This window comes from Blastococcus sp. OS1-29 (genome assembly GCF_057628075.1).
Genome location: NZ_JBXXJK010000005.1, coordinates 185727 through 201413 on the forward strand (window position 1 = coordinate 185727; position 15687 = coordinate 201413).

Genomic DNA, 15687 nt, shown 5'->3' on the forward strand with positions numbered 1-15687 from the left:
CGTCGTCCTGGGTTCCTGGGGCGTGCCGGCGGCCGCCGCCGATTCCGCAGCGATGGTGCGGTTCGCGCACCTCTCCCCCGACACGCCGGCGGTGGACGTCACCCTGGCTCCCCTGCCGCCGGGTAGCAGCGCTCCGCTGACCGATCCGGGACCGGACGCGGTCAGCGACGTCCGCTATGGCGACGTCAGCGCGTACGCCCCCGTCTCCCCGGGCACGTACGCCGTCAGCGTGCGCGCCGCCGGGGCCCTCCGTTCGACACCGCCGGCGATGACCGCACGCGTCGACATACCGGCCGGAAGCGCGCGGACGGTCGCCCTCAGCGGCCTGTTCGCCGCGCTCTCCCTCCGGGTCCTGCCCGACGACCTCACCTCACCACCGGACGGCGCGGCGAGGGTGCGCGTCCTGTCGGCGGCCTCCGGCGTCCCCTCCCTGGACCTGCGCCTCGACGGCGGACCGGCGCTGGCCACCGCCCTGCCCTTCGGCGCCGTCGGCGGCCCGGTGGACGTGCCGGCCGGGCCGGCGAGCCTGTCGGTCAGCGGCGGCGCCCCGCTGCCGGTCGACCTGCGGCCGGGCTCCGTCAACACCCTGCTGGTCCTGGACCGGCCGGGTGGGGGCGCCACCGTCCGGGTGGTCCAGGACGCCGCCGGACCGGCGGTGACGCCGGTCGGCGCGGTCGAGGCCGGACATGGTGGAACAGCCGGTGCCGCCCTCCCGCCGGTCGCCGCCGCGGCGGTGGCCGCCGTGGCGGCCGCGCCCGCGCGCCGCAGCACCCTGACGCCGGCCGCGCACGAGCCCGTACACCTCTCGCTGCCCACGGTCGGCATCGACACCGGCCTGGCGGCCATCGGTCTCGACCCCGCCGGCGCCCTCGTCCCGCCGTCCGACAACGCCCTCGCCGGCTGGTACGGATCAGGTCCGGCGCCCGGCGACCCGGGTCCCGCCGTGCTGACCGGACACGTCGACAGCGTCCGCGGGCCGGCCGTCTTCTTCCGGCTGCGCCAGGTCGCTGTCGGCGACCCGGTCGCCGTCGTCCGGGCGGACGGCGCCACGGTCCGCTTCACCGTCACCCGGGTCGAGCGGTACCCCAAGGCCGCCTTCCCCACCGCCGAGGTCTACGCCCCGACACCGGGCGCCGAGCTCCGGCTGATCACCTGCGGGGGCGTCTTCGACCGCACCAGGCACAGCTATGTCGACGACGTGGTCGTCTTCGCGTCCCTCGGCTAGCGGCGCCGGTCGCGGGCGCGCCAGCAGGCGGTGTGCCAGTGCCGGCGCAGGTCGGCCGCCGAGTCGGTGTCCCAGGGATCGAGGTCGGAGTCCCGGGCGTACGCGGGCCAGGTGACGACGTGCGGCGTCCCCACCCGGATCTCCTGGTCGCAGCCGGGGCACCGGTAGGTCTTGCCGGTGGAGGCCCCGGTGAGCTGCCGGACCACCCAGTCGCCGTCCCGTCCCTCTTCGACGTTCTCGACGCGACGGGCCGGCTGCCGATCAGCTGATCGCGAACCGGCCCGGGGGCGGCGTCGGGGCATGCGTCAGCGGCTGGCGTAGTCCCGGAACCCGCGGCCGGTCTTGCGGCCGAGGTACCCGGCGGTGACCAGGTGCTCGAGCAACGGGGCGGGGGCGAAGCCGGGCTCGCGGAACTCGATGTAGAGCTCTCGCTCGATGGCAAGGGAGACGTCCAGCCCGACGACGTCCAGCAGCTCGAACGGGCCCATCGGGTAGCCGCAGCCGACCTTCATGGCCGCGTCGATGTCGTCGGCGGTCGCGTAGTGCGCCTCGAGCATCTTCACCGCGTCGTTCAGGTACGGGAACAGCAGGGCGTTGACGATGAAGCCCGCCCGGTCCGTGCAGGACACGGCGTGCTTCCCGAGCTTCTCGCTGACCGCGTGCGCGGTGGCCGCGACGTCGGGGGCCGTCGAGATGGTGCTGACGATCTCGACGAGCTTCATCACCTGGGCGGGGTTGAAGAAGTGCATGCCGACGACGTCCGCGGGGCGGCCGCTCGCCTTGGCGCACTCGATCACCGGCAGGCTGGAGGTCGTCGTCGCGAGGACGGCACCCGGCTTGGCGATCTCGCCGAGGTTGGCGAACAGCGCTTCCTTCACCGGGAGCGACTCGACGACGGCCTCGATGATCAGGTCGCGGTCGGCGAGCTCGTCCAGGGACGTCGTCCCGGTGACGCGGGCGAGGATCTCGTCACGGGCGCTGTCCTCGAGCCTGCCGCGCTGCACCTGCTTCTCCAGCGACTTGGCCAGCGCCTTGTGGACCGCCTCGACCTTCTCGGGGGCGCGGGCGACGAAGCGGACGTCGTAGCCGCCCTTGGCGACGACCTCGATGATGCCGGTGGCCATCGTGCCCGAGCCGACGACGCCGATGGTCTGCACCTGGCGGGCGCCCTGGGACGCGCCCCCGGCGGCCGGCGTGGAGGCGTCGTCGACGACCTCGGCGGAGCCGGCCTCGGCGTAGCTGTAGAACCCGCGGCCGTTCTTCCGCCCGAGCAGCCCGGCGGTGACCATCTGCTTGATGATCGGGCTGGGCGCGTGCAGCCGGTTGCGCGACTGCTTGTACATCGTGTCGAGGATCTCGTAGGCGGTGTCGATGCCGATCAGGTCCATCAGGGCCAGCGGGCCCATGGGCAGGCCGCAGCCCAGCCGCATGGCGGCGTCGATGTCCTCGCGGCTGGCGTAGCGGTTCTCGTACATCGAGACCGCGTGGTTGAGGTAGCCGAACAGCAGCGCGTTGGCGATGAAGCCGGCCTTGTCACCGATCGTCACGTCGACCTTGCCCAGGCGTTCGGCCAGGGCCTCGACGTCCTCGACGACCTCCGGCTCGGTGACGACGGTGCGCACGACCTCGACCAGCTTCATGACCGGCGCCGGGTTGAAGAAGTGCATGCCGATGACCTTGCTCGGCCGGCCGGTGACGACCGACAGCTCGGTGACCGAGAGGCTGGAGGTGTTGGTCGCCAGGATCGTGTCGGGCGGGCAGATCTTGTCCAGCTGGGAGAAGACCTCCGCCTTGAGCTCCATGCGCTCGGGGATCGCCTCGATGACCAGCTCGGCGGAGGCGAGGTCCTCCAGCGACGAGCTGAACCGGATCCGCTCGAAGATCGCGTCGCGCTCGGCCGGGTCGAGCTTTCCACGGCTGACCGCACGGTCGGTGGACTGCTCGACGTGGGCGCGCCCACGGGCGACCGCCTCGTCGCTGATCTCCACGGCGGTGACCGACAGCCCCGCGCGCGACAGCACCTCGACGATGCCCGCACCCATGGTGCCCAGCCCGACGACCCCGACCTCGTTCAGTTCCCTGGCCACGCTGCCATCTCCTCCACGCTCGGCGAGTCGTCCGGCAGTCTCTCACTTCGCTGCCTCACCGGCCCTGCGGGGTTACCGACCGGTAAGGACTGGGGCGGCGCGAAGCGGCCGGGGCAGCGCCGTTTCGTCAGGCGTCCGGCGCGGTGGACTGCGGCGCCCCCGCGGGCCCGGACCGGCGGGCGCCTGCGGCCACCAGACCCGAGCCGATCGCACCGGCCGCCAGCGCGCCGAGCGCCCAGGGGGCGCCGGTGCGTTCCTGCCCGAGCGCGGCGTCGACCGACCACGGGCCGGGGCCCTCGTCCGCCAGCGCGAGCGCTGCGGCAGCGAGCAGGACCTCGAACTCGCCGGTCGCCGGGCGGACGCCGTCCTTCCAGACCGCCGTCCACAGGGCGCTGATCATCACCCCCGTCACCCCGGCCGCGGCCGCTGGGGTGGCGGCGCCGGCGGCCATCAGGACGCCACTGCCCACCTCGGTCGCTCCGGCGAGCAGCGCGTGCTGGCGTCCGGGCCGCAGGCCGAGCGACTCGAAGAACTGGCCGGTGCCGTCCGGCCCGTAACCGCCGAACCAGCCGAACAGCTTCTGCGTGCCGTGGACCACGAAGACCGCGCTCAGCGTTGCACGGAGGAGAAGTCGTCCCATGGCTTGCCCCTGTCAGCACCCGGTCCCCGAGCGGTCGGTGCCGACGATGGTCTCCCCGTCGCCCTCCGAGCGGAAGACGTCACCGCGTCGTGTGCCGGGTGGGCGTCAGAAGAGGCGCTGAGTCGGGTCGTCGGTGCCCTTGAGGACGGCGTAGTCGACGGTCACACAGTCGATGCCGCGGTCGGCGGCCAGCACCCGCGCCTGCGGCTTGATCTCCTGCGCGGCGAACACGCCCTTGACCGGCGCCAGCAGCGGGTCGCGGTTGAGGAGCTCGAGGTAGCGGGTCAGCTGCTCGACCCCGTCGATCTCCCCGCGCCGCTTGATCTCCACCGCGACGACGGCCCCCGCGGCGTCGCGGCACAGCAGGTCCACCGGCCCGATGGCGGTCGGGTACTCCCGGCGCACCAGCGACCAGCCCGCGCCGAAGGTCTCCACGTGCAGCGCCAGCAGCCGCTGCAGCTCGGCCTCCACGCCGTCCTTCTGCAGGCCGGGGTCCACCCCGAGCTCGTGCGAGTGGTCGTGGTGGACCTCGTCGATGGTGATGATCAGCTGCTCGCCGGCCTTGTTCGTGACCGTCCAGGTGCCGGCGCCGTCGGCCAGCTCGTCCTTGAGGCTGCACGGCGGGGTCATCCAGTTCAGCGGCTTGTAGGCCCGGTCGTCGGCGTGGATGGACACCGAGCCGTCGGCCTTGACCAGCAGCAGGCGGGTCGCCATCGGCAGGTGGGCGGTGAGCCGCCCGATGTAGTCCACGGAGCAGCGGGCGATGACCAGGCGCACGGGCGACGACGCTACCGGGCGCGTGGAACCGAACGACGTCCGGTCACGTCCTAGAGGCATGACGACACGGGCTGCGCTCCTGCCGGCGCTGGCGGCCGCCCTCCTGCTGGGGCTGGCAGCCTGCGGCGAGCAGGGCGCGGCGACTCCACCGACCGCCACTCGTCCGACGGCGACCGTCCCCGTGCCGGCCGCCGCTGAGGGCCTGGTGCTGCGTGTCGAGTACACCGGAGGCTTCGTGACCCCCTCGGCGACGGCCGGCCGGCTGCCGCTGGTCAGCGTCTACGCCGACGGCCGGGTCATCTCCGAGGGACCCGTGGCGGCGATCTATCCGGGGCCCGCGCTGCCCAACCTGCAGGAGCAGCAGATCGCCCCGGCCGAGGTCCAGGATCTCCTGGACCAGGCGCTGGCGGCGGGGGCCGCGGACGTCTCCGACCTCGGCTCGCCACCGATCGCCGATGCCCCGTCGACGCGCTTCACCGTCGTCACCGCGTCGCAGACCTACGTGCGCGAGGTCTACGCGCTCTCCGAGACGCCGGTGGAGTCCGACGGACTGACCCAGGCGCAACGCACGGCACGGGGCAAGCTCAGCGACCTGCTCGGCGCGATCGGCGGCCTGACGGACGCCGGCACGACATCGAAGCCCTACGCGCCCTCGGCGGTCGCCGCGCTGGCCACACCGTGGATCGATCCGCAGGACGGACTGACCCAGCCCGACATCGCCTGGCCCGGCCCCGCCCTCCCGGGCGACCCGGTGGGGCCCCTGCCGGATCTCCACTGCGTGAGCGTCTCCGGCGAGCAGGCTCAGACCCTGCTGTCGGGAGCTGCCGCGGCGAACGCCGCCACCCCGTGGGTGACGCCGGACGGTTCTCGCTGGACGGTGACCGTCCGCCCGCTGCTGCCCGACGAGTCGTCCTGCGCGGACCTCATGGACTGAAAAACTCCCCGTGCCCCCCACCACTCGCTAGCTCGCGGCGGGCTCCTGCGCGGGGCCGGCCCGGCCCTCCGAGCGGAGGGCCGGGCCGGTCGGGTCGGTGGCGCTAGACGGTGACCGGCTCCCGCAGGTCCTCGTCCACACCGTCGTTCTGCTCGACCCGGGCCAGCGGCTCGGCCGTGGACGTCGCGTGGAACCGGGCGACGTCGAGGATGCCCTCCCGCTTGGCCACGATCGTCGGGACGAGCGCCTGGCCGGCGACGTTCACCGCAGTGCGGCCCATGTCGAGGATCGGGTCGATCGCCAGCAGCAGGCCGACGCCGGCCAGCGGCAGGCCCAGCGTGGACAGGGTCAGCGTCAGCATGACCACCGCGCCGGTGACGCCGGCAGTCGCCGCGGAGCCGATGACCGAGACCAGGGCAATGAGCAGGTAGTCGGTGATCGACAGGTTCACGTGGAAGAACTCGGCCACGAAGATCGCGGCCAGCGCCGGGTAGATCGCGGCGCACCCGTCCATCTTCGTCGTCGCGCCGAACGGCACCGCGAACGAGGCGTAGGACCGCGGCACGCCCAGGTTCTGCTCGGTCACCCGCTCGGTCACCGGCAGCGTGCCGATCGAGGAGCGCGACACGAACGCCAGCTGGATCGCGGGCCACGCCCCCGCGAAGAACCGGAGCGGCGAGAGCCCGTGCAGGCGCAGGAGCACCGGGTAGACGACGAACAGCACCAGGGCCAGGCCCGCGTAGACCGCGCCGGCGAAGACGCCGAGCGAGCCGAGGGACTCCCAGCCGTAGCTGGCCACCGCGTTGCCGATCAGGCCGACGGTGCCCAGGGGCGCCAGCAGGATGACCCACCACAGCACCTTCTGGACGATCGCCAGCGCCGAGCGGGTGAGCCGGAGGAACGGCTCGGCGGCCTCGCCGACCTTGAGGATCGCGATGCCGACGGCCACCGAGATGACGATCAGCTGCAGCACGTTGAACGACAGACCGATCGTGCCGTCGTCGTGCGGCGCGGCCTGCAGCCCGAAGATGTTGCCGGGCACCAGCCCGGTCAGGAAGTCCCACCAGCCGCCGGTCGTCCCGATGTCCTTCGCGGTGGCGGCGTCGACCGAGCTGTGCCGGCCCGGGTTGGTGAGCAGGCCGAGGCCGATCCCGAGGGAGACGGCGATCAGCGCGGTGATGGCGAACCAGAGCAGCGTCTGACCGGCCAGGCGCGCGGCGTTGGACACCTGCTTGAGGTTGGCGATGCTGACGATCACCGCGGTGACGATCAGCGGCGGCACCAGGACCTTCAGGAGCGTGACGAAGGTGCCGCCGACGGTCTGCAGGGTGCTGGTCAGCCAGTTGGGGGTGCCATCGGCGACGGGGCCGATCTCCCGGGCGACGAGCCCGAGGGCGACGCCCACGACGAGGGCGAGGAGGACCTGCGCCGCGAACGGGACGCGGCGAAGACGGGTGAGCACGGAGAGAGCCTTTCGGGGGTCGGAGCGGGACGCGAGAACGCGGACCGGCGTCAACAGCCGGCGGTCGTCACCACTCCGAAGTCCAGGGCACGCCGGCGCGTGAGCCCCCACAGGTTCTGCACACACTGGTCAATGTGGAACGGTCAGGAACGCATCCCGGCTGTGCGGAGAGTCACGCAGGGGGAAACGTCCAGCGGGTCGGGCTGCCCTGGAAGTCGCCGTCGGTCAGGGCTATGACGGTGACCGGCTGAACTGCGTAGGTGCCGTTGACCGCGGGGTCCTGGAACTCGACCGTCATGCTGGCGTCGTACTTGCCGTTCACCGCGTCGACGAAGCCGGTGATCGCAGCTGCATCGGTGAGCCGCTCGACCACGCCGTCGACCACGACGGGGTTCCGGGCGTCGTCCGTGGTGATCGTGCACCGCGGATCCGCGGCCAGGTTGCGGGCCTTGCGGGACCCGAGACCGCTGGAGAACCACAGCCGGCCGCCCAGCCAGACGCCCCAGACCGGCATGACGTGCGGCCGCCCGTCGGGGCGGACCGTCGCCATCCAGTAGTCGTGCGAGCCCGCCAGTCGCCGCTCGGTCTCCGACCACGCGATCAGCCCGCTGCCCTGATCGGCGGGGAGTATGCCGTACCCGGGCATGAACGGCCGGTCGGCCGCCGGCATCAGTCCGGCCAGTCGGGACGGCGCTTCTCGAGGAACGCGGACATGCCTTCCACGGCGCCCGGCAGCTGGCTGGCCGCGGCCATCACCTCGACGGCGATGCCGTAGGCGTCCCGCTCGGGACGGTCGAGCTGGGCGTACATCGTCTGCTTGCCCCACGCCTTGCTGGCCCGCGAGCCGCGAGTGGCTCGACAGATCAGGTCGGCGACCGCCGCGTCGAGCTCCTCGTCGGGCACCACCCGGTTCACCAGGCCCCATCCCAGCGCCGTCCGGGCGTCGATCACGTCGCCGGTGAGCGCGAGCTCCATCGCCCGCTTCCGGCCGACGTTCCGTGCGATCGCGACCATCGGCGTGTGGCAGAACCAGCCGCCCTTGCCGCCAGGGGCGGCGAAGCCCGCCGACTCCGCCGCGACCGCGAGGTCGCAGGACGCGACGAGCTGGCACCCGGCGGCCGTGGCCAGCGCATGCACTCTCGCCACGACGACCTGCGGCACGTCCTGGACGGTCTGCATGAGTTCGGTGCAGAGCGCGAGCAGGCTGCGGACCTCGGCCACCGGCTTGCCGGCGACGTCGGCGAAGTCGTGGCCCGCGCTGAACACCGGGCCGTCGGCGGCGAGCACGATGCCGCTGGCATCGCTGTCGCCGACCTCCGTGAAGGCGGCCAGCAGCTGTCCGAGGTGCTCCCGGGACAGCGCGTTCCGCTTGGCCGGTCGTGTCATGGTGATGCACACCGTGTCGCCGCTGCGTTCCACCCGGGGTGCACCGTCGGTCATGGCACGACGTTAGCGAGGATCAGGCCGGTTCGGCGACCTTCTCCTCGAGTCCGTTGGCTGCGCGGACGACGTCGACCACCTCGCCCATGATCTCGGTGAGCCCGAAGTCCTTGGGCGTGAAGACGCGGGCCACCCCGAGTTCGCGCAGCCGCCGGGCGTCGCTGTCGGGGATGATCCCGCCGACGACGACCGGGACGTCGTCCAGGCCGGCCGCCTTCAGGCCGTCCAGCACCGCGGGTACGACCTGCAGGTGGGAACCGGACAGCACCGACAGGCCGACGACGTGCACGTCCTCCTCGACCGCGGCGCTCACGATCTGGGAAGGCGTCAGCCGGATGCCCTGGTAGACGACCTCGAACCCGGCGTCCCGGGCGCGGACGGCGATCTGCTCGGCGCCGTTGGAGTGACCGTCGAGACCGGGCTTGCCGACCAGGAACCGCAGCCGGCCACCCAGCTCCTCACCGGTGGCCCGGACACGCTCCCGGATCTCCCGCAGGCTCTCGTCGGCCTCGCCGCCACCGCTCGCCGCCGCGACGCCCGTGGGTGCCCGGTACTCGCCGAACACCTCGCGCAGCACCCCGGCCCACTCCCCCGTCGTCACGCCCGCGCGAGCACAGTCGAGCGTCGCAGCCATGAGGTTCGTGTCGGTGCCGGCGGCCTCACGCAGCGCCTGGAGCGCCTTGTCACACCTCCCCTGGTCGCGTTCGGCCCGCCACTTCTGCACGGCCTCCTGCGCCGCGTTCTCGACAGCGGGGTCGACGACCATGATCGCCGCGTCCAGGTCGGCCAGGAGCGGGTTGGGCTCGGTGGTCTCGTACTTGTTCACGCCGACGACGACGTCGTCCCCGCTCTCCATCCGCCGTCGTTTCTCCGCCAGCGAGGCGACCAGCTCACCCTTCATGTAACCGGACTCGACAGCCGCCACCGCGCCGCCCATCTCCTGCACGCGGGCGATCTCGGCGCGGGCGCCCTCGACGATCTCGGACACCTTCTGCTCGACGACCACCGAGCCGGTGAACAGGTCCTCGTACTCCAGCAGGTCGGTCTCGAACGCCAGCACCTGCTGCAGCCGCAGCGACCACTGCTGGTCCCACGGCCGGGGCAGGCCGAGCGCCTCGTTCCACGCGGGCAGCTGGACCGCGCGGGCGCGCGCATCGCGCGACAGCGTGACGGCCAGCATCTCCAGCACGATCCGCTGGACGTTGTTCTCCGGCTGCGCCTCGGTCAGCCCGAGGGAGTTGACCTGCACCCCGTAGCGGAAGCGGCGGTGCTTGGGGTCCTCGACGCCGTACCGCTCCTTCGTCAGCTCGTCCCAGAGCTGGGTGAAGGCGCGCATCTTGCACATCTCCTCGACGAAGCGGACACCCGCGTTGACGAAGAACGAGATGCGGGCGACGACCTCGCCGAAGCGCTCCTGCGGCACCTGGCCGGAGTCGCGCACCGAGTCCAGGACGGCGATCGCGGTGCTGATCGCGTACGCGATCTCCTGCACCGGCGTCGCCCCGGCCTCCTGCAGGTGGTAGCTGCAGATGTTGATCGGGTTCCACTTCGGCATCGCCGTCACCGTGTAGGCGACCATGTCGGTGATCAGCCGCATCGAGGGCCCGGGCGGGAAGACGTACGTCCCGCGCGACAGGTACTCCTTGATGATGTCGTTCTGCGTCGTGCCGCCGAGCTTCGAGATGTCGTGCCCGTGCTCCTCGGCGACCGCCTGGTAGAGCGCCAGCAGCCACATCGCGGTCGCGTTGATCGTCATCGACGTGTTCATCTCGTCGAGCGGGATGCCGTCGAACAGGGCGCGCATGTCACCGATGTGCGTGACCGGAACCCCGACCTTGCCGACCTCGCCCGCGGCGAGCTCGTCGTCGGGGTCGTACCCGGTCTGGGTCGGCAGGTCGAAGGCGACCGACAGGCCGGTCTGGCCCTTCGACAGGTTGTTCCGGTACAGGGCGTTGGACTCGGCCGGCGAGGAGTGGCCTGCATAGGTGCGCATGACCCAGGGACGGTCACGGTCCTTCGGCGTTGAAGGGAACGGCATGGGCGGAGTCTAGGGCGGTTACCCGCGAGTAGCAGCCCGGTGCACCGAGGGTGTGCGGTGGCACACTCGAACGATGGAAGGCCCGCTCATCGCCGCAGTAGCGGTCATCGCCCTCGCCTTCTTCATGCGGTGGGCGTTCGGGCGCGGCTACGGCCTGCAGCCCCCGCCGGCCCCGCCCGTCGAGGACGGCCTGCTCATCCTCATCGCGACGCTCTCCCGCCGGGAGTCGGCGCTGGCGCTGCGGGCGGTGCTGTCCGACGCCGGCATCCGCTCGACCGTCCGCGTCCCGGCCGCACACCGGGCCGACGTCCTGGTGTTCCCCGAGGACGCCGACCGCGCCCGGGCCCTGGCCTCGATCTTCCCCGGCTGAGCACGCTCAGCCCGGACGTTCGGTGCGCTCGACCTTCGCCCCGAGTCCGCGCAGCTGCTCGACGAAGTCGGGATAGCCGCGGTCGACGTGGTGCACCTCCTGGACCTCGGTGATCCCGTCGGAGACGAGGCCGGCGAGCACGAGCCCGGCGCCGGCGCGGATGTCGGTGGCGACCACGGGGGCGCTGGACAGCTTCTCCCGCCCGCGGACGACGGCGTGGTGCCCGTCGATGCGGACGTCGGCGCCCAGCCGCACCAGCTCGTTGACGAACATGAACCGGCCCTCGAACACGTTCTCGGTGATGAGCGCCGTCCCGGTGGAGACCGCGGCGAGCGCGACCGCCATCGGCTGGAGGTCGGTCGGGAAACCCGGGAACGGGAGCGTGACGACGTCGACGCAGCGCGGCCGGTCGTCCATGGTCACCCGGATGCCGTCGGGCAGGGACTCCACCTGCGCGCCGGCGTCGGTGAGCTTGTCCAGGGCGACGGCGAGGTGGCCGGCGACGGCCCGCTCGATCACGACGTCCCCGCGCGTCATCACGGCGCCGATCGCCCAGGTGCCCGTGACGATCCGGTCGGGAACCGTCGTGTACGTGACCGGGGAGAGCGAGTCGACGCCCTCGACGGTGATCGTCGAGGTGCCGGCGCCGTCGATGCGGGCGCCCATCGCGACGAGCATCGCGCAGATGTCGACGATCTCCGGCTCGCGGGCCGCGTTGTCGATGACGGTGGTGCCGTCGGCGAGGACCGCGGCCATGACCAGGTTCTCGGTGGCGCCGACCGACGGGAAGTCCAGCCAGATCGCGGTGCCGACGAGTCTCGGCGCGGTAGCCACCAGGAAGCCGTGCTCGCTGACGATCGTGGCGCCGAGACGCTCCAGGCCGGAGATGTGCATGTCCAGCCCGCGGGAGCCGATGGCGTCGCCACCCGGCAGCGCCACCCGGGCGCTCCCGCAGCGGGCGACGAGGGGACCCAGCACGCTGATCGAGGCCCGCATCCGCCGCACGAGGTCGTAGTCGGTCTCGGTCGACGGGCTCTCGGGCACGTCGACCCGCACCCGACCGCCACCGCCGCTGCCCGGCGTGCGCTCGAAGGTGACGTCGCAGCCCAGGCGCCGGAGCACCTTGCTCATGATCGCGACGTCGAGGATGTCCGGGACCTCCTCGATGGTGGTCGGCCCCGCCGCGAGCAGCGCGGCCGCCATGAGCTTCAGCGCGCTGTTCTTCGCGCCGGTGACCCGTACCCGGCCGGTCAGGGCCGTTCCGCCGGTCACCTCGAAGCACTCCACCGGGCCACCCTAAGCGGGCCGCGGCTCGGCGCCGGCCATAGGCTCCCCGGCATGGTCCGGCTGACGCGCATCTACACGAAGACCGGCGACGCCGGCCAGACGCACCTCGGCGACATGAGCCGGGTGGCGAAGACCGACCCGCGTCTGGTCGCCTACGCCGACGTCGACGAGACCAACAGCGTGCTCGGCGTCGCCCTCGCCCTCGGTGCGCCGGACCCGAAGGTCGCCGAGCTGATGCGCAGCATCCAGAACGACCTGTTCGACGTGGGCGCCGACCTCTGCACCCCGGTGACGCCGGATCCCGAGTTCCCGCCGCTGCGGATCACGGCCGCCTACACCGAGCGACTCGAAGCCGCCTGCGACGAGTACAACGAGCTCCTGCCGAAGCTGACCAGCTTCATCCTGCCCGGGGGCACCCCGGCCGCGGCACTGCTGCACCAGGCCCGGGTGGTCGCCCGCCGGGCCGAGCGCAGCGTCTGGGCCCTGCTGGCCGCCGACGCCGACCGCACCAATGCCGAGACCGCGCGCTACCTCAACCGGCTCTCGGACCTGCTGTTCATCCTCGCACGCACGGCGAACCCTGGCGGCGACATCCTCTGGGAGCCGGGGGCGCACAGCGGCGCACACGCCCAATAGAAGGACCCCATCCTTCTCACCCCTCGCAAGCTCGGGGCGAGCCTCGGGACGGGGCCGCCGGCTCACACCGGCGGGGCCGACTCCACCCAGGACAGGAAGCCGGTCACCGTCGAGCTGTCCATCGCCATCTCCCGAGGACCCTCCGGGGTGGCGATCGTCAGGACGACGACGTCCGAGGGCAGCGCGAGGTCCTCCCGGCCCGGGCTGCGCCGGTTCTCCACCTGGAGCTCGGCGCGGCAGAGCCGCTGCTGGGGGCGGACCGACAGCGACAACCCGCGGTACCAGAGCAGCATGTCGCCCCCGTACCAGGCGACGCCCACCGACCAGCGCGGCGACCGCATCGGGCGCAGCCACATCGTGACCGCGCCCAGGCCGGAGAGCAGGAAGCGCCGGCGCAGCAGGAACGCCACGACGACGGCGACGAGGCCGACGCCGAGCAGGACGAGGAGGACCGTGGTCACGGGCGTCCGGGGGCCGGCGGTCGGATCAGCGAGGGCTCAGCGCCGGCTCAGGCGTCCTCGCCGACGGCACGCAGCCGGGACTGGGCGCGGCGCGCGGCCTCGATGTCCTCCGGCTCGTCGGAACCCTGCGCACGGCCCAGGGCCTCGCGGGCCCGGGCGACGTCGATCTCGGTGGAGATCTCCGCCGTCTCGGCCAGGATCGACACGCCGCGCTCGGTGATCGACAGGAAGCCGCCGTGCGCCGCGACGATGACGTCCTCGCCGGTCTCCGTGCGGATGGTCACGACGCCGCCGTCGGCCAGCTGGCCCAGCAGGGGCGCGTGGCCGGGCAGGACGCCCAGCTCCCCCTCGGTCGTGCGGGCGATGACCATCCTGGCCTCGCCGGACCAGATCTTGCGCTCGACGGCCACCAGCTCGACCTGCAGGGTCGCCACGACACTCCTCGGGTTCGACGTTCGGGAGTGTCCACTGTAGCGGCGTGTCGCGGACGCGCCCGCCCGGCCTCAGGCGGAGCGGCGGTAGAGCAGCGTCCAGCGGCCCAGCCGCACCCAGGGGTGGCGGACGCTGGAGGCGGGAGCCCACTCCTCGGTACCGAACCGGGCGGCCTCCACGGGCTCCCACGGCGCGTACGGGGGCCAGCTCCAACCGGCCTCGGCGCTGCTCGGCCTCGCGGCGTTCGGGTCCACGACGTTCCTCAACACGATGCCCGCTTCTCGGGCGGCTGTACGGATGGTCGGCAGGTGCAGTGCCGACCAGGAGGCACCCTAGCCGCGATCCACCCACTCGGGGGACGATCTCTTCCCCCGATCAGGCGAACGGCCGGGCCCCCTCAGGAGCCCGGCCGCCCGGATGTCGCTGTGCGATCAGCCCTTCTTGAGCTGATCCCGGTTCTTCTCGAGGTCCTCGAGGCCACCGCACATGAAGAACGCCTGCTCGGGGACGTTGTCGTACTCACCGTCGGTGATCGCCTTGAACGCCTGCAGCGTCTCCGCCAGCGGGACGAACGAGCCCGGCTGACCGGTGAACGCCTCGGCGACGAACATGTTCTGCGAGAGGAATCGCTCGACACGCCGGGCCCGGTTGACGGTGACCTTGTCCTCCTCGCCGAGCTCGTCGATGCCGAGGATGGCGATGATGTCCTGCAGCTCCTGGTAGCGCTGCAGGACCCGCTTCACCGTCTGGGCGATGTCGTAGTGCTCCTGCCCCACGTACTGCGGGTCGAGGATCCGGCTGGTGGAGTCCAGCGGGTCCACGGCCGGGTAGATGCCCTTCTCCGAGATCGGCCGGCTGAGCACGGTCGTCGCGTCGAGGTGGGCGAACGTGGTGTGCGGCGCCGGGTCGGTGATGTCGTCCGCGGGCACGTAGATGGCCTGCAGCGACGTGATCGAGCGACCACGGGTCGAGGTGATCCGCTCCTGCAGCTCGCCCATCTCGTCGGCCAGCGTGGGCTGGTACCCCACGGCCGACGGCATGCGCCCGAGCAGGGTCGACACCTCGGAGCCGGCCTGGGTGAACCGGAAGATGTTGTCGATGAAGAGCAGCACGTCCTGGTGCTGCTCGTCGCGGAAGTACTCCGCCATCGTCAGCGCCGACAGCGCCACGCGCAGCCGGGTGCCCGGCGGCTCGTCCATCTGGCCGAACACCAGTGCGGTGGACTCGATGACGCCGGACTCGGTCATCTCCGTGATGAGGTCGTTGCCCTCGCGGGTGCGCTCACCGACACCGGCGAACACCGACACACCACCGAACTCCTGGGCGACCCGGCGGATCATCTCCTGGATCAGCACGGTCTTGCCCACGCCGGCGCCACCGAACAGGCCGATCTTCCCGCCGGCCACGTACGGCGTCAGCAGGTCGATGACCTTGATGCCGGTCTCGAGCATCTCGGTGCGGCCCTCGAGCTGGTCGAACCGCGGCGCGTGGCGGTGGATCGACCAGTGCGGCGCGTCCTCGCCGTAGCCGGGCTCGTCGAGGCACTCCCCCAGCGCGTTGAACACGTGGCCCTTGGTCACGTCGCCGACCGGCACCATGATCGGGTTGCCGGTGTCCGTGACCTCCGCGCCGCGGACGAGGCCGTCGGTGGGCGCCATGGAGATGGTGCGGACGACGTTCTCGCCCAGGTGCTGCGCGACCTCGAGGGTCAGCGTCTTGCCGAGGTCGGCCAGGGTGACATCGACCTTCAGGGCGTTGAACAGGTCGGGCATCGCGTCGCGCGGGAACTCGACGTCGACGACCGGCCCGGTGACCCGCACGACGCGGCCGGTGGCCTGCGTCTGCTGGGTGGTCGGACGGTCCTCGGTGACGGTCATCTGTACTGCTCTCCTGCCCTC

The 15687-nt window shown here is 72.2% G+C and carries 17 protein-coding genes; 4 read left to right on the plus strand and 13 right to left on the minus strand.

The window, feature by feature from the left end:
• Nucleotides 1-22: 22 nt before the first annotated feature.
• On the plus strand, nt 23-1225 hold the full coding sequence (locus tag AC2H4J_RS14440) for a class F sortase (protein ID WP_487465564.1): 1203 nt from the start codon (nt 23-25) through the stop codon (nt 1223-1225).
• Here the strand turns inward: AC2H4J_RS14440 and AC2H4J_RS14445 are convergent.
• The 4 genes from AC2H4J_RS14445 to nucS all read right to left on the minus strand — a co-directional run bounded on the left by AC2H4J_RS14445 (nt 1222) and on the right by nucS (nt 4729).
• Nucleotides 1222-1527, minus strand: a complete 306-nt coding sequence (locus tag AC2H4J_RS14445) for a hypothetical protein (RefSeq protein ID WP_487465565.1) — start codon at nt 1525-1527, stop codon at nt 1222-1224. The genes AC2H4J_RS14440 and AC2H4J_RS14445 overlap by 4 nt on opposite strands.
• 3 nt (nt 1528-1530) lie before the next feature.
• Nucleotides 1531-3312 carry a 3-hydroxyacyl-CoA dehydrogenase family protein gene (locus AC2H4J_RS14450; RefSeq protein WP_487465566.1) on the minus strand — a complete coding sequence of 594 codons (1782 nt, stop codon included), beginning with the start codon at nt 3310-3312 and terminating at the stop codon, nt 1531-1533.
• 127 nt (nt 3313-3439) lie between these two features.
• Nucleotides 3440-3952 carry a DoxX family protein gene (locus AC2H4J_RS14455; protein WP_487465567.1) on the minus strand — a complete coding sequence of 171 codons (513 nt, stop codon included), beginning with the start codon at nt 3950-3952 and terminating at the stop codon, nt 3440-3442.
• A gap of 105 nt (nt 3953-4057) precedes the next feature.
• Nucleotides 4058-4729, minus strand: coding sequence for an endonuclease NucS (gene nucS, locus AC2H4J_RS14460; RefSeq protein WP_487465568.1), 672 nt, complete (start codon nt 4727-4729; stop codon nt 4058-4060).
• A gap of 58 nt (nt 4730-4787) precedes the next feature.
• On the opposite strand from nucS, the gene AC2H4J_RS14465 reads away from it, so the two are divergent.
• Entirely contained in the window at nt 4788-5663 is an 876-nt protein-coding gene (locus tag AC2H4J_RS14465; protein WP_487465569.1) for a hypothetical protein, read from the plus strand.
• Between the two features lie 103 nt (nt 5664-5766).
• Here the strand turns inward: AC2H4J_RS14465 and AC2H4J_RS14470 are convergent, their stop codons facing one another.
• The 4 genes from AC2H4J_RS14470 to AC2H4J_RS14485 all read right to left on the minus strand — a co-directional run bounded on the left by AC2H4J_RS14470 (nt 5767) and on the right by AC2H4J_RS14485 (nt 10603).
• Complete coding sequence (locus tag AC2H4J_RS14470) at nt 5767-7125, minus strand: dicarboxylate/amino acid:cation symporter (RefSeq protein ID WP_487465570.1); 1359 nt, start codon at nt 7123-7125, stop codon at nt 5767-5769.
• 172 nt (nt 7126-7297) lie between these two features.
• A complete protein-coding gene (locus tag AC2H4J_RS14475) occupies nt 7298-7795 on the minus strand; it encodes a pyridoxamine 5'-phosphate oxidase family protein (protein ID WP_487465571.1) in 498 nt (165 codons plus the stop codon).
• Nucleotides 7795-8565 carry an enoyl-CoA hydratase-related protein gene (locus AC2H4J_RS14480; protein WP_487465572.1) on the minus strand — a complete coding sequence of 257 codons (771 nt, stop codon included), beginning with the start codon at nt 8563-8565 and terminating at the stop codon, nt 7795-7797. The genes AC2H4J_RS14475 and AC2H4J_RS14480 overlap by 1 nt, the downstream gene beginning before the upstream one ends.
• A gap of 19 nt (nt 8566-8584) precedes the next feature.
• Nucleotides 8585-10603 (minus strand): protein meaA, encoded by a 2019-nt coding sequence (locus AC2H4J_RS14485; RefSeq protein WP_487465573.1) that lies wholly within the window; start codon nt 10601-10603, stop codon nt 8585-8587.
• Nucleotides 10604-10676: 73 nt separating this feature from the next.
• Here AC2H4J_RS14485 and AC2H4J_RS14490 point away from each other — a divergent pair, with 73 nt between their 5' ends.
• Nucleotides 10677-10973 (plus strand): hypothetical protein, encoded by a 297-nt coding sequence (locus tag AC2H4J_RS14490; RefSeq protein ID WP_487465574.1) that lies wholly within the window; start codon nt 10677-10679, stop codon nt 10971-10973.
• A gap of 6 nt (nt 10974-10979) precedes the next feature.
• On the opposite strand, the gene murA is transcribed toward AC2H4J_RS14490, so the two are convergent.
• Entirely contained in the window at nt 10980-12260 is a 1281-nt protein-coding gene (gene murA, locus AC2H4J_RS14495) for a UDP-N-acetylglucosamine 1-carboxyvinyltransferase (protein ID WP_487465575.1), read from the minus strand.
• Between the two features lie 51 nt (nt 12261-12311).
• On the opposite strand from murA, the gene AC2H4J_RS14500 reads away from it, so the two are divergent.
• Nucleotides 12312-12896, plus strand: coding sequence for a cob(I)yrinic acid a,c-diamide adenosyltransferase (locus AC2H4J_RS14500; RefSeq protein WP_487465576.1), 585 nt, complete (start codon nt 12312-12314; stop codon nt 12894-12896).
• A 62-nt stretch (nt 12897-12958) separates the two neighbouring features.
• Here the strand turns inward: AC2H4J_RS14500 and AC2H4J_RS14505 are convergent, their stop codons facing one another.
• The 4 genes from AC2H4J_RS14505 to atpD form a co-directional block, all read right to left on the minus strand.
• Nucleotides 12959-13357 carry a DUF2550 domain-containing protein gene (locus tag AC2H4J_RS14505; RefSeq protein ID WP_487465577.1) on the minus strand — a complete coding sequence of 133 codons (399 nt, stop codon included), beginning with the start codon at nt 13355-13357 and terminating at the stop codon, nt 12959-12961.
• 47 nt (nt 13358-13404) lie between these two features.
• Nucleotides 13405-13791, minus strand: coding sequence for a F0F1 ATP synthase subunit epsilon (locus tag AC2H4J_RS14510; RefSeq protein ID WP_487465578.1), 387 nt, complete (start codon nt 13789-13791; stop codon nt 13405-13407).
• A 69-nt stretch (nt 13792-13860) separates the two neighbouring features.
• Nucleotides 13861-14043 carry a hypothetical protein gene (locus AC2H4J_RS14515; protein WP_487465579.1) on the minus strand — a complete coding sequence of 61 codons (183 nt, stop codon included), beginning with the start codon at nt 14041-14043 and terminating at the stop codon, nt 13861-13863.
• Between the two features lie 177 nt (nt 14044-14220).
• Complete coding sequence (atpD, locus tag AC2H4J_RS14520; protein WP_487465580.1) at nt 14221-15666, minus strand: F0F1 ATP synthase subunit beta; 1446 nt, start codon at nt 15664-15666, stop codon at nt 14221-14223.
• Nucleotides 15667-15687 lie beyond the last annotated feature (21 nt).